We start from the raw sequence: 20,927 nt of genomic DNA on the forward strand, positions 1-20,927 counted from the left end.
GTCATTATAGTTTATTTATTTGTGTTTTCCCTAAATGCAGCAGCTTGTTTTTTTATTTGTTCGAGATCGTCATCACTTTTGCGGCGTAGGTTTTTTAGCATAAATCCCATACGTGGGTTATTGGCAAAGTCTGCTTCGTGCTTATCCAGAAAATCCCAGAATAAGGTAGTAAAAGGACAGGCATTATCACCAATGGCTTCGCTGGGTTTAAAACGACAATCTTTACAGTAGTTGCTCATTTTATTGATGTAGTTGGCGCTGGCCGCATAGGGTTTGGATGCCATAATGCCGTTGTCTACGTACTGACTCATGCCTAGGGTATTGGGTAGTTCTACCCATTCGACGGCATCGACATAAACTGCTAAATACCATTCGTGAATCTGTTTGGGTTTAACGCCGTAAATCAATGAGAATAATCCCGTAATCATCAAGCGTTGAATGTGATGCGCATAACCATATTTAAGCGTTTGTTTTATGCTCTGATGCAGGCAATTCATATCGGTTTCGCCCGTCCAGTAAAAATCGGGCAGATCATTATTGGCTTGCAGCCCGTTCATTTCCAGCCAGTCGGGCATATTCAACCAATACAAACCGCGCACGTATTCACGCCAACCTAGAATCTGTCGAATAAAACCTTCCACCGCTGCGAGAGGTGCGCCTTTTTCGCGGTGGTATGTTTCAGCAGCGTTAATCACGTCTAATGGGTGAAGTAGTTTTAAATTCAGCGAAGACGAAATCAGTGAGTGATTGAGAAAAGGCTCGTCGGTCCACATTGCATCCTGGTAATCACCAAAGTTTTGCAGACACTCATCCAGAAAGCGATCTAGCGCTTGTTGTGCCTGCTCGGGAGTGACAGGCCACTCTAGTTGTTCTAACTCACCGGGATGATCTGGGTAGTTGTCATTAACCAGTGTGATTACTTCCGTGGTGATTTTATCTGCTTTCCAGTCAATCGTTTTCGGGATATCTTGTGGACCGTCTTTGTTGAATGATTTGCGATTGGATTGATCGTAATTCCATTTTCCACCCAAGGGGTGTTTATCATCTTCCATGAGAATGTGGTATTTCTTGCGGAGTTCTCGATACCAGTATTCCAGGCGCACTTGCTTCTTACCACTGGTCCATTGTTTAAATTCAGAAGGGGTTGAGAGGAAATGTTGATCGTGTAGTTGTTTTAGCTCGACATCGTGTTGCTTACAGACTTGGGCGATGGATTTAAACACGCGGTAATCACCAGGTCTGACCAGCCATACAGATTCAGGATTATGTTCCTTTATCGTTGCACCTAAGGCTTCAGCCAGCGTTGAATAATCATGATCGTTGAGCGTTAAGTAATGCAAGGGTAAGTCACGTTGTTTTAACGATTCTGCGAAATGCCGCATCGCAGATAAGAATAGGGCGATGCGCTGCTTATGTGACCAAACGTGCGTGGCTTCTTCTTTGACTTCCGCCATCCAGAAGCAATCCTGTTGTTTATCGACATCATCGAAGATTAACGATTTATGATCGAGTTGATCACCAAGAATGACATAGAGTCTGCGCATTAACTTTTCCTCGTTTGATTATCAACATTATCAACATTAACAACAATGTTGCGGTTTCGTCTGCATCGTTCTGAACAATATTTAACCTCGTCCCAGCAACGCTGCCACTTCTTGCGCCAGCTAAATGGTTTCTCGCAAACCGGACATTGCTTCTCAGCTAGGTTGATCTTTTTATGCGTCATATTTGGGAGCCCAAGAATTAATGTATCGGTAAAATATAAGTATTGTATAATAAATGTGTTAGTATTTGTGTTTTGTTTTAACGATGTCTTTGAATCTATATCTACGAATGTTTATTTATTATGAAAAGCAGTAAATCCAAAAGTCTTGAAGAAGCCGATGTGAGTCGAATCATAGAAATGGCGTGGGAAGATAGAACGCCTTTCGAAGCGATTGAAACTGAATATGGTTTGGCAGAAAAACAGGTCATAGTGTTGATGCGCAAACACATGAAAGCATCCAGCTTTAAAATGTGGCGCAAACGGGTCAGTGGTCGCAAAACCAAACATCTGACACAACGGGGATTTACGGTTGGTCGTTTTGTTTGTCCGACACAGCGTCTTCGTTAAACAAACTATCTATTACTTAATAACGAATTACTAATCACCAAATATGAAATTAAACAAAGAACAGATCGAAGCTAAAGATGATCGCGAACGCGTGCTTTTCATCAATTCATTATCAGGGTTTAAAAGTGCAAATCTGGTCGGCACAGCTAACGATGAAAAACAGAGCAATCTGGCGATCGTTTCATCCGTAGTGCATTTGGGTGCAAACCCTGCGTTACTGGGAATGGTTATGCGACCTCACAGCGTGCCGCGCGGCACATTGGAAAATATTATCAATACCGGTGTATATACCTTGAATCACGTAAATACCGAAATCTATCAACAAGCGCATCAAACGTCGGCACGTTATCCTGAGGATATGTCTGAATTCAATGAAGTCGGTTTAAACGAACAGTGGGAAGAAGGATTTGCTGCGCCGTTTGTAAAAGAAAGTCATATCAAGTTAGGCATGAAACTGCGCGAAAAACACCATTTAGCAATCAATGGAACAGAGTTTGTCATCGGTGAAATTATCAGTATTGAAGTTCCGGACGAATTGGTAAGCGAAGATGGGTTTATCTCGCTGGAAAAAGCCAATACAGTTGCAGTAAGCAGTCTGGATACTTATCACAGCACCCAATTACTAGGGCACCTCAGTTATGCCAAACCCGACCGCGAGCTTTCTTTTTTGGATAGAGAATGCTAATCAAATTTGCTTGATTGATTTCTGAAACAGAAAAACACGCTAAAAGTAGGGGGGTGACCTAGAATCGTATCTCTTAATTTTTTGGCAAATGATCTTTCAGGATTGCGTAAATCTCAGGGCGTTTCTCTGCCATTTCTTCTTTAGTCAGCCCCTCCATGGAATGCGGGTACTTTAACCAGTCTGCGGTTTCATGGACGACGAAATCGGGATTGATATCAGTTTGGTTTCTGCTGGGTTTGTAGTAAGGCACAGCGATACGAATATCTTCTGGGGTATTTCTACGCGCCGATTTCTGAAGTCGATTGATAATTGCTTGCACTGATCGGCCCGTGTCAAACACATCATCCACAATTAATAATTTGTCGTGGTTCTGAATGTTTTTTATGAGGTAATCCAGGCCGAGTACTTTCACTTTACGTTGTTGATTATCAATGCCGGAATAGGATGAGGTGCGAATCGCAATATTGTCAGCATGGATGCCGTGGAAATGCAGATATTCCTGCACAGCGATGCCTATCGGCGCGCCACCACGCCATACTGCAATAATAAATGTCGGCTTGAAACCAGATTCAAGAACTTGGTGGGCGAGTTTAAACGAATCTTCTAGTAAATCTTGTGCTGTAAGGTAGACTTTTTCCATGATCATTCAACTTTAACAAGGCTAGTTTAAAGAGTATATTAAAACTATGAAAAAGACATTCCTGGAAGAACAAGAATTAATACAAGACTCCTTCAAACTTGGTGTGCAGATTTTTGAGTCTGGTTTTAAACCTACCTTTATCGTTGGCTTATGGCGCGGCGGAAGTTCTGTCGGTATTTATGTGCAGGAATGTTTGCAAACACTGGGTGTTGAAACCAATCATATTTCCTTGCGGACTTCTTACCGCGGTCAACCGTATTATCATGAAATGGCTAATTTGCCTGTGAGTGATATTCGAGTGCATGGCACCAAGTATTTGGTTGATAATTTGAATCAGGGTGATTCATTATTGATTGTGGATGATGTGTTTAGTACGGGTAAAAACATTGAAGCGGTTATCCAGAAACTCCAGCATCGTTTAAGACGCAATATGCCGAAACAGGTGAAAGTAGCTACGCTGTATCAACGATCTTCATACAATGCGGTTGATACCAAGCCCGATTTTGTTTTGCACCAGACTGAAGACTGGCTGGTGTTTCCTTATGAAATGTCTGGACTCACCCTGGAAGAAATCAAACAATACAAACCATTTTTAGTGCCGTATTTAAAACCTGAATTAGTTTCTAATAATTAATATTTCGGATAAAAAAAGCCCCTAGCTCTGCATAAATTCTAATTACGTTTTCAAAAGACGTAAACGTATTATCATTCAAAGTAGGGGGGTGACCTATCGTTAATAACTACTTAAACTAAAAGAAAACCGGAGCGAAAACAGCCTAATGATCTGACTGTTTCCGCACCGGTTTGTTTCTTTCTAAAGCTATAATGTTTCTTAATTTATAAAGCTATTATTTTGTATCATCTGATCTTAGCTTTCTGCGTGCGAATAATCCGCGAATTCCAAGTGTACCTAATAACATCATTAAGAAAGTGTTGAAGCTACCGCCACCACTGCTAGTTTCAGTTTCTGCTGGTAACTCAGCAACTTCAAGAGTTAACTCAGATTCCAGAGTTTCTGGAGTAGTCTGCGCACCGTATTTATTATCTACATATATAGCTTTTAAATTGGTGTGCTTATTGAGGTTTAGTTTTCCATCATTATCTAACATATCATCATTAGAAGCATGAGCTTGAAGTGTTCCAATAAATCTAGACGTATTTACATCAGATTCTGTTAACACGAGCATTTCAGTCTCACCATGATCACTGGTTACCATAACTTCAACAGTTTCTCTAACAGTTGCATCCACATTAAGATCTTTATCCGCAACACCAACATTTATTACTGCAGTTGATTCTAAAGTTTGAACTGTAGGGGCAATTCTTGCTGCTGGTACTGGAAGGTCACTTTCAATCGCTTCTTCAGCTGCAGCATCTTCTGCTTCAGTTGTATCTTCTGCTTCAGGTACTAGCTGCATATCAACGACTACGATCCCCTCACTTTCGTCATATCCAGGAGCTGGTGCTGGATCAGATACGTAAGCTGGAGCTGTTTGATCCGCATCAACACTTGGTGTGATTCGAATTGTGAATTTGTCGCCTATGACAGTGTTATCACCAACATTTACGATGTAGTTCAAGCCTAGATTAAGTACATCTTCAACTTCACCTTCTCCATACCATTCACCTGTCCATACTAAGAGGTCTTCTTCCGTAGCAATAGCCCATCCGTCTGAATTGCCTTTATGCCATGCATTTGTTCCTGTGCCCTCTGGGTCTCCCCAAAAAGCTCGTAATGCAGCATCTGTTTCAGGATTCATATCATCATCATGAAATACTCCAGTAGGTGCCCATTCTGCTGTTAACCAATTGCCAAATAGTGCTTGATAATTCCCGCCTTGCATTGGCCCTGTATATGAAATGGTATTGCCAGAAACAGATGGTGTATAAAAGACTCTGGTATTATCGAAGAAACCGTCGTCTGCAAAGTGATGATCGACAGGCCCCCATAGGCCATGAGAGAAGTTAGCCATTTGTTCTACATCCCAGATGTCTCCATTTGGCTCACCTTCACTACCTGGGTTTTCACCAATACCTTCAGAAAGAGTCAATGCAGGATTTGGGAGCCCATTAGCATCCAGTACTTCAATTTGATAACCGTTTAAACGCTTGCCAGTGTAGTTGTTGATTTTTTGTAAAACCTGATATCTGGTGGTTGATGTATCTCCAGCAACAAGATTGAAAGAAATATCAACCGGTAAACCTAAGCCTGAAGCAACACCTGCAACAGTAGTAGGTTGTAAGTTAATTTTGAATCGTTTATGTGACTGGAAGTGACTTGAACATAATACTGGCTTGTTACCCGCACCTAAATAGCCTGTTTCAAGGTATGAAGATGTCATTATGCAGTTTTCAGGCTTCCCGTTTTTAGTTTCGTTATCACCATTGATAACTTTGATTCCTGCTGGCTCACCTACTGGGTAGTCCTTACCATGTAGTAACCCTCGTACTTCTCCACCCGTTGTTAAAACAGACTCAAAAGACTCTCCCAAAGTCATAGGGGAGTATGTGCCTGTAGTCATATCGAAAACACCTCCGCTCGGACTAAGGTCAAGAGTATTAACCATATTGACAACAACATTGTCAAAATTCCAACCGCCAAATCCAAATTGCTTATTTGCTTCTGATACTGCTGTTTTTAATGCTTCGCCCTCTGGAGCGTCTGTGACAATTTGTCCAGCTTGTAGATTCGTAGCAATAAGCATTGTAACAGCTGTAGTTATTGCTAAAGCGATGGGGGTTTTTCTAAATGTTTGTAATGACATATCAACTCTCCTTGATTGTAAATAGACTGAAAGATCCGACTCCTCGTGGAGTCATTTCAAAGTTTGCTATTTGCTACAGATTAAAATTTTAAGAGATGGGGGAACGTGTGATTTAGTGTTTTAAAATTCTTCGTCCTTACAAATAGCTCTTATGTTCAATATAAATTAAGGTGTGTTTTTTAAAGTTGATAATTGTTAATTTAGGTTTCGAAATATTATTTAAATGTCTGATAAATGATCTACATCATGATTTTATGTTATAAATCAAACTTTCTTTACAAGTTGAATGGCAGGCTATAGCCTAATAAGATTGCCTAGAGACTCGCTTCCGTTGATGATACTTTTTCATACCTAAAACGCGCCTTATCGTACATAAGTTTAAAGTCATTGACCAAACTATGTGCCGATTTGTCTCTAAATAAATCAGTGGCAAAGCGGTAGGAAATTGATTGATAGTTTAATGTCACATTTACCGTGTATGAATCTGGTGGAATGTTTGCTAGTTGATAAGTGACCGTATCCTCGGCAGCAGTGAAATTCTCATCTGCAATAGCATCACCATAAACTCCGATTTCAACAGGAATATTGTTCTTATCCATACCTTCAGGCAGTAGACGGTTGTCCTTGATATAACCCGCGCTATTCAATAATGTGTAATTAACCGTATTGTCAGTATTCACCATAATGCTTTCATAAACCTGAACTTGATCTGCGGTTGAAATGATATCGTGGTGCTTTTCATAATTTAATTTTGTTGAATTGTCTATATCAGAATCAACCCCAGCTATTTGGCCTAATTCGTTGATTGCCCCCGATTCATAAACCAGAGTTCCATTTGAGTTCAATACCTGAATATGTAACCACGCTCTACGTGAAGGAAATCCGCTAGGAAATTTATGTCCGGTTTTGTTTTTGAGTCGGACGTTAAAAGACAACTGCTGGTTTTCATGTTGTAAGTTTTCTATTGCTATTTCAGTTGAGCTTTTTAGCATTTCTTTAGTTAAATCAATAGTGTTACTAAAATCATTAACAGATAGTCCTAATACTGTGGCGTTATTTTGTAAGATATCTAACATCACGGTATTGGCACCGACGAACTGATGTTTAGAAAAATGGTCTCGTGCTTCAACAAAACCAGGTCTGCTGGCAATTTTTGCTTTACCAGATACTAGTGGCATATGACAACTCTGGCAGCTTTCTTCTGATCCTGATTTTGCAAAATCACTGTTTTGCCACTCACTGTAAATCATTTGTTCTGGAAACTCATTTGTAGTGAGATTTCCTGATGTATCGACGATAGGTGTCTTCACATCATGACAACTACCACAAAGGGCAGAATCGGAGACATGACTACTTTCAACCGGAGTGAACCCCGTGTTATTAATCATAGGTCCTTGGATAGGGTTTGCTATTGGTCCATAAAGTTTTGGATCAGCAGTATTATCTGCAATAACGAATTTGCCTGAGGTTGCAGCATCTGTTCCAAATTCTGCAGTGTTTTCTATCTGATGGCAAAGTGTACAGCTCACACCTTCTGCGGCTTGATTAAAGTGTGGGTTATCAGGGGATAAAAAGCCATTATCAAACATGGTGGTAGCTTCATTTTTGAAGGTCGCTTCAACATGCGCCATGGGCATATGGCAACGTGCACATTTACTTTCAATCTCGTCGCTAAGTTCAGGATTACGAACTACTTCGCTAGCAACCTTTGCTTTCCAGAAAGGATCACGAGCACTATTCGCCATCATGGTTGTTTTCCATGCGTTGACTATTGATATGTCCTCGCCTGTTTGATCAGTCAACCCATCGTGGCATTGCGTACAGTTATCAGAACCGCTGAAATGATCTGATTTAAAATCATGCTGTGATGTTTCTGAAACAGTTATCGTTGAGTTGTCTGTTTCTTCTTCAATTTCAACTTCCTCCGGCAAAGCTGGTGTCACAGGATTTGAGTCGACAGGTGTTTCGAGTACTGGATTACTAATATCTTGATCATTATTAATAGCAGTATCGTCAGTAGTAGTGATGTCAGAGCTACCAGAGCCGCCACAAGCAGAGAGAAAAATGGCCAACGAGAGTGATGAAAGTAAATAGTTTATTCTTATTACCATGATAATTACTCTTCTGCGTTTCTATAAATATATTTAAAAATGACTTTTGGTTTTCCATTAAAAAAAGTAAATCTAAAAAAACCACCCCATATTGAGGATAATTATATGCTTATGAGTTCTGCTTGAAATTGACAATTGTTTATTTTTAAAATATTTAATTTTTAAAATCTAGTCAGCATTTTTTCGAATCTTTTATATTTTTATTACATAAATTTTTTCGCAAAAATTAACAATTGTCGTTGTTGCAACTTTTTCTTCGTTATTTACTAACTTTGAATAGAGTGATGTGATGTGGAAAAAATATAAAAATAAGATGTCTGCAAAAGGAAAATTACATTCACTCAATTAACGGTGTTAGGTAATAGCTACTGCAAATAGCTTTGGCAAATGATTTTGTCAATTACTTATAGGTAGTTTCACAGGAGTGTTAGATATGTTGCAAATATTAGTAAGTACAAAAAATAATAGATACATCAATAAAAGTAGTCTGGCTTTAATGGTCACAATGTTACTGCTATCTGTTATTTCAGTAGGTTGTAATAGCAAAAAAGAAGATTCGGCAGATTCATCAATCACAGACCCACATGATTTTACTTACGATCCGCAACTTAAACAATATATTGTCAAAGACACGATCATTCCTGAGTCTGAAGTAAAGAGAAATGTCAGTCAGGTACTTTGCCAACAATGTCATACAGAAGCTATTGCGGACTTTAAAGATACGGTTCACTACAAGTTAGCGGCACGTAGTGATACTGTAATGTTTCCTGGTGGTGGTGCTCATGGGATGTTGGATAGAGCATGTGGACTTCCAGGAACTTCTGGTTTAGTAAATTTTACTAGCAATGAAAATCTGGGCGAATGTGCCAAGTGTCATGCAGGTCGATATCTACCTGTTATGGAAGGCATGTTTGAGGGTATGTTGTCAGCAATGGGACTTCCCGAACCGAAAAAGCAAGCCAGTGATATTATGGAATCTGGTATTGATTGTCTGGTTTGTCATGCTGATGTTTATAAGTCAGTTCCCGAAGGTGATAATTTGGTCGTCAGTGCTCATGCTCCTGCAGATGGTGCTTCTCCTACGCCATTAGGTTATGCCAAAGCCGCTCACGATAATAGTGACTTTGATCAGGATGGTTCTCCTGATTTACAAATAGATACAGATGGCGACACTATTCCTGATATGCCTTTGATGATGGATACTGATAACGACGGTAATCCAGATACTCCTTGGCCAACCGTGGCTCAAGATAGAAGCGTAGCTGCAGTAAAATCTGCAGGGGCTACCAAGCAATCAACTTGTTTACGTTGTCACGAACATGCACGAACTGGCTACAAAAGAGCGACGTTGTTTGAAGAAGGTTACGATGTTCACGCAACCGTTAAAACAGGTCCTTTTGAAAACGCTGAAAACCAATGCACAGTTTGTCATACTGTTGAAAAACATAAGTTTGTGCGAGGTCATAGTGTTGGTGGAGATTTGGCTGCCGCGGATTATCCTGCCCCACCTCCAGGCACACCAGCAGACCCTGATGATCCAACCAATATTATGTGTACTACGTGTCATAGAATCGAGACTTTGGTTGATTCAGCTACTCCAGAAGAACCGGTAACTGGAAAGAAAGCTTCTATTCACAGCTCAAAACATCTGGATTCTATGGCATGTGAGACTTGTCATATTCCAGTCAGTGGTGGAATCACTTATTCCGTCTATGGCGAAGGTTCACATTTATCATTTGGCCGTAACTCCGAAGGTAAAGATTCATTATTAATCTCTGCAGATCATATGAATGCAGGTGATCATGATGACATCGCCGGGGACTTTGCAGCCTATCAAGCACCTCCTGTCTTAGTGTGGTTCAATGGTGGAACATCATTTTTAGCGCAGACTTTAGCGGTACGTGGTTCGCCAGCAGCGAAAATTACACCATTCAAGCCAATGGCAAATGGTATGGTGTTTGATGCTCGATTCTTTAAGGGTGAAATGATTAAAAATGAAGCTAATGCTGATTATAATGCCTACTCAATGTATCGCTTTTATGCCAATAAGCCAGATACCGGAGCTGGAAATGCAGAAGCTTTTGCGGCAATGGATATGCTGGATCTAACACCTACAGAGGTTCGTCAGGTAACACTTAATGACTTTTTCTCAACAGATCCAAACAGACAAGCAATGGCGATGATGCAAATCTTCCCAAATATGATCCATTTTGATAAAGCGACCTTTGGATATGAGCACTATATGATTAGTTCTGATCCTAAGTTTGCCGTATGGGATCAAAATAAGGATGGCATTCTTGATAGTGATGCCCCCTTTAATTTTAGTCGTTTTGAGGCATCTAACGCAGGTTTAAATAGTTTTAAAGGTATGAATGCAGCAATGGGAATGCCGGCTGATTATGATTGGTACCCACCATTTGCGACAACTGATGACTTAGTAACCATGAAGTTGCCAGATGGAAGTTTGATGAAAATGTTTTTACAGATGCAAGCATCAAGCCTACCTGAAGAACAAGTACCTGCTTTCCTTGCTGCTGTTGAAAACTATCCTGCATTCTCAAATGGTGTAACTTTGGGAGGGCATGGAGTAAGACCAAAAGAACAAGCTATCGGATATGGTGCAGAGGGATGTAGCTCTTGTCATGCTGCTGATGGCATGTTGAATAATCCTGTACCCGTTACAGAAAAAGTAGCAGTGGATATGGGACCTATGGGAATGCTTGAGTTTCCCCAATATAGATGGCACTTTTACAATATTCACGCACTCGCTAAGTTAGGTCTAACTGTTGAGGATGACGATATTGTTGCCGGACTTTCATCTGTGGATGTTGAAGAGAATGCTAACTATATGAAAGTCAGTGATACCAGCATGACCCTGAACTGGTTTGCGCCTCAATCTCCGGGTGGATATCAATCTGCTGAAACTGTTCTCGAAGATCTACAAATGAAAGTTGAGGACTTAACTAAGAATGGTGGTTCATGGATGCCGGTACTAGAGCCAATCACTAAAGCCGTTCCAAACTATCAGGTCTTGGGTTACACCAAAGATGAAGTAATCTGGATGGGAACAGGTTCTCACAATAACCAGTAACCCTCATGAAATAAGAGAGTAAAAGAATTAAAAAAGCCCTTTTTAAAAAGGGCTTTTTTTATAACTATTTATTTTAAAAAAAATGAAACTGAGTTTTAAAATCTTCGATTTATTTTAAAGTTTCCTAACTTGGTTGAGCGAGACAAAATTGGAATACGATGACAGAGATTCTAAAGGTGAGGTCTTCATTTTTTTAATAAAATCTTATTAAAGCATGTGTGACTTTAAAATAATTGAGACCACTACCCTGAATTAAGCCCCCTTTGTGGGTGATCTTTATTTCCTAACTTGAATTGTTCTGATTTCTATCAAATGTTCATAAGTATTATTATTAACTTTTTAGATGGTAAAGGGATGTCTTCATAAGTTTTTAACGATATTGGCACTAAATTTGCTTTGTTTATTACTGCAGTGACTTTTTCAATTGATCTAATTTCATGGAGAATATTATGGCAGAGTATAAAAGCGAGCCGCAGACGGACCTGATTTACAAATTAGAAGACACCCCAGGCTTTACCGAATCAACCTTTGCTGCGATACAGCATGTGTTGGCGAGTTTTGTGGGAATTATTACACCGACTCTGGTTATCGGTGGTGTGCTAGGTTTAGGATCTCACATACCTTATTTGATTAGTATGGCATTGATCGTTTCTGGTGCAGCGACGTTTATTCAAGCACGTCGAATGCTCGGAGTTGGTGCAGGTATGTTATGTGTGCAAGGAACAAGTTTTGCTTTTCTCAGTTCAATACTGGCTGCTGGATTTATCGCTAAAGCGAAAGGCGGAGGACCTGATGAAATTCTTTCACTGATTTTTACGGTTTGTTTCTTTGGTGCATTTATCGAAATATTTTTAAGCCAGATTATTGGAAAATTAAAGAATGTGGTTACTCCTCTGGTAACAGGCATAGTCATCACAGTAATTGGTTTGAGTTTGATTAAAGTGGGTATGACTGATTTAGCTGGAGGATTTAAAGCTAAAGATTTGGGTAGTATCGAAAATATGTCGCTTGGTTTTACGGTATTACTTGTTGTAATCCTTATGAATCAAATGAAAAATCAATGGTTACGAATTTCATCTATCGCGATAGGTCTTGTTGTTGGTTTTATTCTTGCCATGATAATGGGAAAAATAGATTTTAGTAATTTAGCCGCTTTACCATTAGTGAGTCTCCCCGTGCCATTTAAGTACGGATTTTCATTTGATCTCTCTGCCTTTTTACCGATAGCGCTTATTTATATTATTACAACGATTGAAACAACGGGAGATATTACTGCAAACTGTGTAATTTCAGGACAGGAAATAGAAGGTCAAAAATATCGTGACCGTATCAAGGGCGGTGTTCTTGGTGATGGTGTGAACTCTTTAATTGCTGCAACATTTAATACGTTTCCTAATACTACATTCAGTCAAAATAATGGTGTCATTCAGTTAACTGGTGTGGCCAGTCGTCATGTGGCTTATTTTATAGCTGTTATCTTAATTATTTTAGGCTTCTTCCCTGTAATTGGTGGTGTGTTACAAAATATGCCAAAGCCAGTGTTAGGTGGTGCGACATTAATTATGTTTGCAACAGTTGCAGCGGCAGGAGTAAAGATATTGAAGCAAGTCGAATTAAATCGACGTAATATGCTAGTGATAGCGGTTTCATTTGGCATGGGTTTAGGTGTTTTAATGGTTCCCGAGGCAATAGCCCAGCTACCTAAAATGGCTCAAAATATTTTTGGTAGTGCAGTTACCATGGGTGGATTATCGGCTATTATTTTGAATTTGATTCTGCCTCAACCTGAGTCTAAGTCTCTATCTGTGCCTGAACTTGAGAAAGAAACTAAAGAACAATTAGCAACTAACTGATAGGTCTAGCTCTATGAAAAATGTACTTTTAGTAATTTTCTTAGAATAGAGTTCTTTGTATAAAGTTCTGATTGAAAAAGCTTGGCGTTAGGCATATAAAATATGCATTTCGCCAGGCTTACTTAAACGTACTAGTTAATTAAAACGAGGCACTTTAGACTCAATTAATGAATATTTGGATAAAGAACCCGCTTGCAATTTTTGTTGGTGGTTCCGGAAACGGTAAAAATAGCGATAAGAACGAGTACGCTGAGGGTGTTGTTATAAAAGACAATAAAATCCTTGAAATACTCTCTCTGGATGAAAAACCCTCAGTACGAGTTGATCAAATATTTGATGCATCAGAGCATGTTGTTTTACCCGGATTAATTAATACTCATCACCATTTCTATCAAACACTCACACGTGCTTTTCCCGATGCTTTAAATAAAGAATTGTTTCCCTGGTTAAAAAGCCTTTACCCTGTCTGGGCGGGTTTGAATGAAGAGATGATTCATGTATCTACCCGACTTGCCAGTGTTGAATTATTGTTATCGGGTTGTACCACAGCGGCGGATCATCATTACATTTTTCCTGAAGCGGCTAGAGAAGCGCTGGATGTTCAAGTTGATGCAATTAACACGGTGGGTATTCGCGCAACCTTGACACGAGGCTCTATGAGCCTAGGTGAAGATGAGGGCGGCTTGCCACCTCGTAATACTATTCAAACGGAAGATGCTATTCTTGCTGACTGTGATCGGGTTATTGCCCAACACCACGATGCCAGTGAAGGCTCGATGATGCAGGTTGCACTAGCACCGTGCTCACCGTTTAGTGTGACCGAAGATTTAATGAAACAAAGTGCAATATTAGCGCGTGAGAAAAAGGTACGTTTGCATACTCATCTTGCAGAAACCCATGATGAAAATGATTTCTGTATGAAAATTTTTGGCGTGCGACCTGTTGATTATCTGGAACGTGTTGGCTGGATGTCGGATGATGTGTGGCTAGCACATGGGATCCATTTTAACGATGAAGAAATCACTCGTTTAGGAAAAGCAAAGGTGGGCGTGACACACTGCCCAAGCTCTAATATGGTATTGGGCTCGGGACAATGTCGTACCCTGGATTTAGAAAAAGCAGGATGTCCAGTGGGTTTAGGCGTTGATGGTTCAGCATCCAGTGATTGTTCTAATCTGATTCAAGAAGTACGGCAGGCGATGCTATTACAACGTCTGCATTATGGTTCTGCGGGGGTGACTCATTTTGATGCATTACGCTGGGTTACAAAAGGTTCTGCACAATGTCTGGGACGTGATGATATTGGTGAAATAGCCGTCGGCAAGCAAGCTGATCTGGCATTCTTTAAATTGGATGAAATCCGTTTTTCTGGTGCGGGTGATCCACTGGCTGCATTGTTATTGTGTGGCGCTCACACAGCAGATCGCGTTATGGTTGCGGGTGAATGGAAAGTCATAGATGGCGAAGTGGTTGATCTGGATATTGCTGAGTTAATGGTGGAGCATACAAACGCGTCAAAGGAATTAGCACGATGAATGCTTTAACAAATACTTCTACAAATGCCTCAACAAAAAAACGCCTAAAAGTAGGGGGGTGTCATTATTATTAATCAACTGGCTATTCTTAATAAACTAACTAAGGAACAGGCGATTGATGCCTTTATGCAATGTAATACCAGCCATAGGTGGTGCGAGCGCATGGAGCAAAGTCGACCATTTTCTGACTCTCAATCCTTGTTGGAAAAAGCAGATGAAGTCTGGGCGCTATCTACAAAAGCAGACTTACTGGAAGCCTTTGAAGGCCACCCCGAAATCGGTAATGTATCTTCGCTCAGAGAAAAATATCGTAATACCGAAAAACTGGCGGGGCATGAACAGTCTGGCGTTAATACAGCCAATGAAGATACCTTGCAAGTATTGGCTCAGGGCAATAACGATTACAAAGACAAATTTGGTTTCATTTTTATTGTATGTGCCACCGGTAAAAGTGCTGAGGAAATGCTTCAGTTGCTTCAACAACGCTTACCCAATAGTCGGAATGAAGAGCTGGAAAATGCCGCTGAAGAACAACGCAAAATAACCCAGATTAGATTAAAAAAATTATTAGAGGAAAAAGCATGAGCCAAATTACTACCCATGTTTTGGATACAGCTATTGGTAAACCCGCTGAAGGAATTGATTTAACTTTATCACAATTAGTCGACAATGAATGGCAGTTACTGGGCGCAGGAATAACCGATAACGACGGTCGTGTTGCTAAGTTATTGGCAGATGAGATCAAGCTGGAGGCAGGAAGATACAAGGTTTTGTTTGTAACCGAGGCATACTTTAAAAAGCAGAAAGTAGATGCTTTTTATCCGTATGCTGAAATTGTGTTCGATATTACTGGCGATGGTGAGCACTACCATATCCCACTGTTGCTATCTCCTTTTGGCTATTCAACGTATAGAGGAAGCTGATTATTTATGGAAGCTCACATAGCAGAATGGCTTAATCTTTTAGTCCGCTGGATTCACTTTATTGTAGGTGTTGCCTGGATTGGCGCATCGTTTTATTTTAACTGGTTAGAAAACCATTTAAATCGTCAAGCACCTCAAGAAAAGGGCATTGATGGGAATTTATGGGCGGTTCACGGAGGTGGTTTTTATCACCTGAAAAAGTTTGAGAACGGCCCAGATAAGCTCCCTGAGGTACTGCATTGGTTCAAATGGGAAGCCTATATGACATGGGTCAGTGGCTTAACCTTGCTGTGTATTGTTTATTATTACAATGCCCAAGCCATGATGATTGATCCTTCGGTGAGTGATATTTCGACGATAACCTCGGTTTTGATCGGTATTGGAAGTCTGGTGGTGAGTTGGGTCGTTTATGATCAGCTGTGTAAATCATCTCTGAAACAGAAACCAGAAGTATTAGGGTTACTAATTTTTGCATTTCTGGCAGTGCTTGCCTTCTTGCTAACCTTGGTACTTAGTCCAAGAGCCGCTTATATCCATGTTGGAGCTGCTATTGGTACGATCATGGCGGCTAATGTGTTTTTTGTGATAATTCCGTCGCAAAAAGAGCTTGTAAAAGCGCTTTCTGAAGGTCGAGTTCCTGATCCGAGTTTTGGTGAGAACGGTTTGTTACGTTCACGACACAACAATTATCTGACTCTGCCGGTGCTGTTTATTATGATTAGTAATCATTATCCGAGTACTTACGGTAATCAATATAATTGGCTGGTGCTAATTGCTGTGTCAGCTGTTGGTGTTCTCGCGCGTCATTACTTTAATATTCGACACCTTAGAAAAGCGATTTGGATGTTACCAACCGCGATGTTTGGTTTTATACTGATTGTGATGGCGACAATGCCTGCTAAACAAAAAGCATTGGAAGCCTCAGATAAAGTGACCACCGCACAAATCATGCCTATCATTAATCAGCGTTGTGCAAGTTGTCATAGTGCTAAACCGACACAGCCCGGTTTTGCGGCACCACCCGCTGGGTTGGCTTATGATAATCCTATCGATCTTGAAAATAATGCGGATAAGGTCAATACTCAGGTCATGCAAAAAATCATGCCCTTAGGTAATCTCACTCAAATGACCGATGAGGAACGCGAACAGGTTAGTCTCTGGTATCGGTCTTTGGAGAAATAGCATGAAATATCCTCGTGACATGATTGGCTATGGAGCGAATCCACCACATCCCCAATGGCCAGAAAAGGCGCGTATTGCCGTTCAATTTGTCATCAATTATGAAGAAGGCGGGGAGAATTGCATACTGCATGGTGATGATGCCTCTGAGCGTTTTTTGTCTGAAATAGTCGGTGCTGAGGCCTATCAAGGCATGCGGCATGCCAATATGGAATCTATATACGAATATGGTTCGCGTGTAGGTTTTTGGCGTTTACATCGAATGTTTACCGATCGAGATTTACCCGTTACCGTTTTTGGGGTTGCAATGGCTTTGGAACGTAATCCTGAAGCTGTAGAAGCGATGTTAAAAGCAGATTGGGAAATCGCCAGTCATGGCTATCGCTGGATTGATTACCAGCATCTTCCTATTGAACTAGAGCGAGAGCATTTACACAAAGCGATAGAAATCCAAAAAGCGGTTACAGGCTCGAAACCATTAGGCTTTTATCTGGGGCGTGCTAGCCCAAATACAGCCAAACTGGTCGCAGATGAATTTGATTTTGTCTATCATGCGGACAGTTATGCCGATGATTTACCTTATTGGGATAAACAATTTAAAAAGGATCAACTTATCGTTCCTTATACCTTGGATTCAAACGATATGCGTTTTGCCACACCTCAGGGTTTTAATAGTGGCGATCAGTTTTTCAGTTATATCAAAGATAGTTTTGATTTCCTTTACAAAGAAGGCGAGACTCAGCCTAAAATGTTATCCATAGGTTTGCACTGCCGTTTGGTTGGAAGACCCGGTCGCGCAGCGGCGCTTGCACGCTTTCTTGATTATATTCAAAGTAAGCAACAGGTTTGGGTAACTCGCAGAATCGATATCGCCAATCATTGGCAAGAAAAGTTTAGTACTAATACCTAGAAGTCAAAAAATGCAGATATACTCATCTAAAAAAATAGAATAATTAATCAATGCATTTAGCTTTATCTCTGGAAAATATTAAAAAATGATTAAACAATTTAAACAAGACTACATCAATCTTGCGTCAGCCAATCTCGGTGCCTTGGCGCTTTATGCGACTGATGATTTTTTTGCTGCGAAGGAACGCTTATTACATGATAAAGAGCCGGTATTTATTGAAGATAAATACGATGATCATGGCAAGTGGATGGATGGCTGGGAATCTCGCCGCAAAAGAACCCCTGGACATGATTATTGTATAGTGAGACTCGCACGTCCCGGCTTTATTTATGGTGTTGTGATTGATACGTCGCATTTTGTAGGTAATCAACCTCCAGAGATTTCTCTAGATGTTTGTTACTGCACGGGCGTCCCGGATGAAGAGACTGAATGGACGACTCTAATTGGTAAAATACCGATTAAAGAAAATGATGTTAAAGCCTGTAAGGTAGAAACTGATCAATTGATTAGCCATGTAAAATTACATATTTATCCAGATGGTGGTGTTGCACGTTTGCGTGTGTACGGTCGACCACAAAGTAATTGGGATGAAGTAAGCCCAAATGAAATAATGGATTTAGCAGCTGCCCTCAATGGGGGTAGAGCCATTGCCTGTAGTGATGAACACTTTGGCGTTATGAATAATATTATTTTTCCTGGGAAAGGTAAAAACATGGGAGATGGCTGGGAAACGTCGCGTCGACGTGGTCCTGGACATGACTGGGTTATCATCGCATTAGGTCATGCTGGTCATCTAAAAAAAGTGGTGGTTGATACGGCTCATTTCAAAGGTAATTATCCTGACACCTGTTCTATTCAAGCGATTTGTTTGGACGATGACTCTTTGGGTATGGATACTGATGCACTCATTGAGGAAAGTAAAAACTGGCCTGAAATACTCTCTGAACAAAAACTAGAGATGGACATGGAACATAATTTTGGTCATCAGATTAATGATGAAAGTGGAATAAATAACGCTGTAAGCCATGTTCGTCTAAATATTTATCCAGATGGTGGTATCAGTCGTTTTAGATTGTATGGAACTATCGCCAAATGTGGCGAATAGCAGTAATTAAATACAATGATATATAGTCAAACAGGATGTCATAAATACTATGCGCGAATTAACTCCTAAGCCATTAACAGCAGAAGCATTTGCACCTTTTGGTGACGTTGTTGACATTGAAAGTGCCAGTAAAACGTTTTCCATGAATTATGATATGGCCACCCGTTATTACGATCTCGCAGATGTGGATGTTAATGATAATGGCGGTAAGACCTGTATTAGTCTGGTCAAATCAAAGGCCGTTAAATTACCGTTTGAAGCCACGATGATGGAATATCATCCATTTGGTAGTCAGTTGTTTCATCCCTTGGGCGATATTCCGTTTCTGATACTGGTTGCTCCGCCCGCTGAAAAACTGGATATCGATAAGCTGGAACTCTTTATCAGTAATGGCAGGCAAGGCGTGAATTATCGTAAAGGCGCATGGCATCATTATTTAATACCACTTCAAGAAGACAGTGATTTCATCGTAGTAGACCACATAGCCGATGATAACAACTGTGTTGAAACGGAGCTGGACACTAAGGTTATTTTGAAGCTTTAGTAAAAAAGTGCCCCAAAGGTGGGGGGTGACTTTTATTCTTTAATTTGTAATCTTTGTCTTTCTTTCGATCTAATTATGATTTGCTTTAGTTATAAATTCCTCTTTGAAAGAGGAATTTATAACGACATTAGTTTCTAGTTATAATTAATAAGCAGATACTGTTTACTTTGATATAGCAGGCTTAGAACGTGAATTTTACCATTGCTTGTGTAACATCTTCGTCCACATTTTTAACGCCGAATTTATTTCTCCATATTTGTTGCTCGATACCCACTTGTAAAGATTTTCCGAGATTCAGCATTAAGCGTGGTGCTGCTACGATATTGTCTTCTTTCGGCGCACTGCCACCTTTTTCAGCAAACGCATAATCGAGAAAGCCTTCAAAATTCCACTTTGTAGAACCTAATGTAAACGGACGATTCCAGGTCAGTGTGACCTGTCCACCTAGATCAGTGTCGTCAGCAGCAAAATCGCGGTCACTTTGCCGTGCATATAAATTCACATTAGCAAACGCGAAGCCTGGAAGTTTAAGTGGTAAACCAACCCCTACTAAATAACCACGTGTTCCTTGACCCATTTCCAAGGTGGTCGCTACCATAATGTCTTTAACGATACCGAATGACATATCTTTGCCTGTCATTTTTCCGAGAGAAAATCGTGGAGAAAGCTCACTGTAATAGCTCGTACCTTCATTAAATGGCTCAGTTACATCGATGAATATAAAGTTATCCCCATATTTCCAACCGAGTGAATTTTCAAAAGTTAAAATTGTTCGATCTTTCTTGCCAAGCTCATAACCACTGCCATTCAGCAGTTGTAGATTGGTTGAGCTCCAATCTGCCGCCTGTGTTGAAATTGTAGAGGCAAGACATAGACAAACTAAAGCGCTTATTTTAGTTAAGTTTGATTTTAATTGTGTAGATAGCTTGGTTGATGATGGGTTTAAAGGCATTGCATAATCTCCTTATAGATAGCGATAATATTCCTTAAGTAAAACCTGAGTAAAAAATAAAATTGGACAAGTGATAACCAATCTATTATTTACTTCAGCAAATTTTGTGCCAAATGCTGCAGGTGCACAGAATCGGTATAGTAGGAGCAAGGTAGCAGTGTTTTCTTAAATCGATATTAAGTATAAATTGATAACTCATGCACTGTTCTGGGTGTGTGCATTTATGAACACGCACTATTCTGGGTTGTTTTCTTTTTTATCTGCTAAGAGTTTATAGAGACTGTTTATTTCTGAGCTTGCCAGATTAAGACTTTATGATAATGGCTTAAGGAGCCTCTGATTAAGCCCAATAAAATTCTGTAAGTCTCTAGGGCATCATATCCTAGGCGCACTTTGAAGAGAATGCTTATTGCCTTCACGAAAAGAGCAACAACGGAGATGATGCCCTAGAGGCTTACCCTTCGGGGCTTAGCCAAAAACCCAGTCTCTGCGTTGCAGTCATTTGAAAGACATGAGTATTC

The 20,927-nt window shown here is 40.2% G+C and carries 18 protein-coding genes; 12 read left to right on the forward strand and 6 right to left on the reverse strand.

Annotated features, from left to right (window positions below; all coding sequences use genetic code 11):
• Nucleotides 1-11 precede the first annotated feature (11 nt).
• A complete protein-coding gene (locus tag Q1A31_RS07500) occupies nucleotides 12-1,544 on the reverse strand; it encodes a cryptochrome/photolyase family protein (protein ID WP_299874593.1) in 1,533 nt (510 codons plus the stop codon).
• On the reverse strand, nucleotides 1,544-1,726 hold the full coding sequence (locus Q1A31_RS07505; RefSeq protein ID WP_299874596.1) for a DUF2256 domain-containing protein: 183 nt from the start codon (nucleotides 1,724-1,726) through the stop codon (nucleotides 1,544-1,546). Before Q1A31_RS07505 ends, Q1A31_RS07500 begins: the two co-directional genes overlap by 1 nt.
• A 120-nt stretch (nucleotides 1,727-1,846) precedes the next feature.
• Here Q1A31_RS07505 and Q1A31_RS07510 point away from each other — a divergent pair, with 120 nt between their 5' ends.
• Nucleotides 1,847-2,113 carry a TIGR03643 family protein gene (locus Q1A31_RS07510; RefSeq protein ID WP_299874599.1) on the forward strand — a complete coding sequence of 89 codons (267 nt, stop codon included), beginning with the start codon at nucleotides 1,847-1,849 and terminating at the stop codon, nucleotides 2,111-2,113.
• A 43-nt stretch (nucleotides 2,114-2,156) separates the two neighbouring features.
• Nucleotides 2,157-2,798, forward strand: coding sequence for a flavin reductase family protein (locus tag Q1A31_RS07515; protein WP_299874602.1), 642 nt, complete (start codon nucleotides 2,157-2,159; stop codon nucleotides 2,796-2,798).
• 73 nt (nucleotides 2,799-2,871) lie between these two features.
• Here Q1A31_RS07515 and Q1A31_RS07520 read toward each other — a convergent pair whose 3' ends face one another.
• Nucleotides 2,872-3,438, reverse strand: coding sequence for a phosphoribosyltransferase (locus Q1A31_RS07520; protein ID WP_299874605.1), 567 nt, complete (start codon nucleotides 3,436-3,438; stop codon nucleotides 2,872-2,874).
• Between the two features lie 46 nt (nucleotides 3,439-3,484).
• On the opposite strand from Q1A31_RS07520, the gene Q1A31_RS07525 reads away from it, so the two are divergent.
• Complete coding sequence (locus tag Q1A31_RS07525) at nucleotides 3,485-4,072, forward strand: phosphoribosyltransferase (RefSeq protein WP_299874607.1); 588 nt, start codon at nucleotides 3,485-3,487, stop codon at nucleotides 4,070-4,072.
• 214 nt (nucleotides 4,073-4,286) lie between these two features.
• On the opposite strand, the gene Q1A31_RS07530 is transcribed toward Q1A31_RS07525, so the two are convergent.
• A complete protein-coding gene (locus tag Q1A31_RS07530; protein WP_299874610.1) occupies nucleotides 4,287-6,203 on the reverse strand; it encodes a choice-of-anchor F family protein in 1,917 nt (638 codons plus the stop codon).
• Between the two features lie 314 nt (nucleotides 6,204-6,517).
• A complete protein-coding gene (locus Q1A31_RS07535; protein ID WP_299874612.1) occupies nucleotides 6,518-8,314 on the reverse strand; it encodes a multiheme c-type cytochrome in 1,797 nt (598 codons plus the stop codon).
• A 433-nt stretch (nucleotides 8,315-8,747) separates the two neighbouring features.
• On the opposite strand from Q1A31_RS07535, the gene Q1A31_RS07540 reads away from it, so the two are divergent.
• The 9 genes from Q1A31_RS07540 to Q1A31_RS07580 all read left to right on the forward strand — a co-directional run bounded on the left by Q1A31_RS07540 (nucleotide 8,748) and on the right by Q1A31_RS07580 (nucleotide 19,454).
• Nucleotides 8,748-11,405: a hypothetical protein gene (locus Q1A31_RS07540; RefSeq protein WP_299874615.1), complete on the forward strand. Its 2,658-nt coding sequence runs from the start codon at nucleotides 8,748-8,750 to the stop codon at nucleotides 11,403-11,405.
• A gap of 449 nt (nucleotides 11,406-11,854) precedes the next feature.
• Entirely contained in the window at nucleotides 11,855-13,258 is a 1,404-nt protein-coding gene (locus Q1A31_RS07545; RefSeq protein WP_299874618.1) for a uracil-xanthine permease family protein, read from the forward strand.
• A 167-nt stretch (nucleotides 13,259-13,425) separates the two neighbouring features.
• Nucleotides 13,426-14,793: an 8-oxoguanine deaminase gene (locus Q1A31_RS07550; RefSeq protein ID WP_299874621.1), complete on the forward strand. Its 1,368-nt coding sequence runs from the start codon at nucleotides 13,426-13,428 to the stop codon at nucleotides 14,791-14,793.
• A gap of 84 nt (nucleotides 14,794-14,877) precedes the next feature.
• Nucleotides 14,878-15,378, forward strand: a complete 501-nt coding sequence (uraD, locus tag Q1A31_RS07555; RefSeq protein WP_299874768.1) for a 2-oxo-4-hydroxy-4-carboxy-5-ureidoimidazoline decarboxylase — start codon at nucleotides 14,878-14,880, stop codon at nucleotides 15,376-15,378.
• Entirely contained in the window at nucleotides 15,375-15,716 is a 342-nt protein-coding gene (uraH, locus tag Q1A31_RS07560; protein ID WP_299874624.1) for a hydroxyisourate hydrolase, read from the forward strand. The genes uraD and uraH overlap by 4 nt, the downstream gene beginning before the upstream one ends.
• A gap of 6 nt (nucleotides 15,717-15,722) precedes the next feature.
• The gene (locus Q1A31_RS07565; protein ID WP_299874627.1) at nucleotides 15,723-16,898 is read left to right on the forward strand and encodes a urate hydroxylase PuuD; all 1,176 of its coding nucleotides are present in this window, start codon (nucleotides 15,723-15,725) and stop codon (nucleotides 16,896-16,898) included.
• A 1-nt stretch (nucleotide 16,899) separates the two neighbouring features.
• On the forward strand, nucleotides 16,900-17,805 hold the full coding sequence (gene puuE / locus Q1A31_RS07570) for an allantoinase PuuE (RefSeq protein ID WP_299874630.1): 906 nt from the start codon (nucleotides 16,900-16,902) through the stop codon (nucleotides 17,803-17,805).
• A gap of 85 nt (nucleotides 17,806-17,890) precedes the next feature.
• Entirely contained in the window at nucleotides 17,891-18,910 is a 1,020-nt protein-coding gene (gene alc, locus Q1A31_RS07575) for an allantoicase (protein WP_299874632.1), read from the forward strand.
• A 49-nt stretch (nucleotides 18,911-18,959) separates the two neighbouring features.
• A complete protein-coding gene (locus tag Q1A31_RS07580; RefSeq protein WP_299874635.1) occupies nucleotides 18,960-19,454 on the forward strand; it encodes an ureidoglycolate lyase in 495 nt (164 codons plus the stop codon).
• 181 nt (nucleotides 19,455-19,635) lie between these two features.
• On the opposite strand, the gene Q1A31_RS07585 is transcribed toward Q1A31_RS07580, so the two are convergent.
• Entirely contained in the window at nucleotides 19,636-20,406 is a 771-nt protein-coding gene (locus Q1A31_RS07585) for an outer membrane protein OmpK (RefSeq protein ID WP_299874638.1), read from the reverse strand.
• Between the last annotated feature and the right edge of the window lie 521 nt (nucleotides 20,407-20,927).

It is taken from the genome of uncultured Cocleimonas sp. (assembly GCF_947495625.1).
Taxonomy (GTDB): Bacteria; Pseudomonadota; Gammaproteobacteria; order Thiotrichales; family Thiotrichaceae; genus Cocleimonas.

What these genes read in the sequence shown, in the direction of transcription:
- uraH (WP_299874624.1), top strand. Translation starts at nt 15,375, where the DNA reads ATGAGCCAAATTACTACCCATGTTTTGGATACAGCTATTGGTAAACCC.
- Q1A31_RS07510 (WP_299874599.1), top strand. Translation starts at nt 1,847, where the DNA reads ATGAAAAGCAGTAAATCCAAAAGTCTTGAAGAAGCCGATGTGAGTCGA.
- Q1A31_RS07580 (WP_299874635.1), top strand. Translation starts at nt 18,960, where the DNA reads ATGCGCGAATTAACTCCTAAGCCATTAACAGCAGAAGCATTTGCACCT.
- Q1A31_RS07540 (WP_299874615.1), top strand. Translation starts at nt 8,748, where the DNA reads ATGTTGCAAATATTAGTAAGTACAAAAAATAATAGATACATCAATAAA.
- Q1A31_RS07585 (WP_299874638.1), bottom strand. Translation starts at nt 20,406, where the DNA reads ATGCCTTTAAACCCATCATCAACCAAGCTATCTACACAATTAAAATCA.
- alc (WP_299874632.1), top strand. Translation starts at nt 17,891, where the DNA reads ATGATTAAACAATTTAAACAAGACTACATCAATCTTGCGTCAGCCAAT.
- puuE (WP_299874630.1), top strand. Translation starts at nt 16,900, where the DNA reads ATGAAATATCCTCGTGACATGATTGGCTATGGAGCGAATCCACCACAT.
- Q1A31_RS07550 (WP_299874621.1), top strand. Translation starts at nt 13,426, where the DNA reads ATGAATATTTGGATAAAGAACCCGCTTGCAATTTTTGTTGGTGGTTCC.
- Q1A31_RS07565 (WP_299874627.1), top strand. Translation starts at nt 15,723, where the DNA reads ATGGAAGCTCACATAGCAGAATGGCTTAATCTTTTAGTCCGCTGGATT.
- Q1A31_RS07520 (WP_299874605.1), bottom strand. Translation starts at nt 3,438, where the DNA reads ATGGAAAAAGTCTACCTTACAGCACAAGATTTACTAGAAGATTCGTTT.
- Q1A31_RS07500 (WP_299874593.1), bottom strand. Translation starts at nt 1,544, where the DNA reads ATGCGCAGACTCTATGTCATTCTTGGTGATCAACTCGATCATAAATCG.
- Q1A31_RS07525 (WP_299874607.1), top strand. Translation starts at nt 3,485, where the DNA reads ATGAAAAAGACATTCCTGGAAGAACAAGAATTAATACAAGACTCCTTC.
- Q1A31_RS07535 (WP_299874612.1), bottom strand. Translation starts at nt 8,314, where the DNA reads ATGGTAATAAGAATAAACTATTTACTTTCATCACTCTCGTTGGCCATT.
- Q1A31_RS07515 (WP_299874602.1), top strand. Translation starts at nt 2,157, where the DNA reads ATGAAATTAAACAAAGAACAGATCGAAGCTAAAGATGATCGCGAACGC.
- Q1A31_RS07545 (WP_299874618.1), top strand. Translation starts at nt 11,855, where the DNA reads ATGGCAGAGTATAAAAGCGAGCCGCAGACGGACCTGATTTACAAATTA.
- Q1A31_RS07530 (WP_299874610.1), bottom strand. Translation starts at nt 6,203, where the DNA reads ATGTCATTACAAACATTTAGAAAAACCCCCATCGCTTTAGCAATAACT.
- Q1A31_RS07505 (WP_299874596.1), bottom strand. Translation starts at nt 1,726, where the DNA reads ATGACGCATAAAAAGATCAACCTAGCTGAGAAGCAATGTCCGGTTTGC.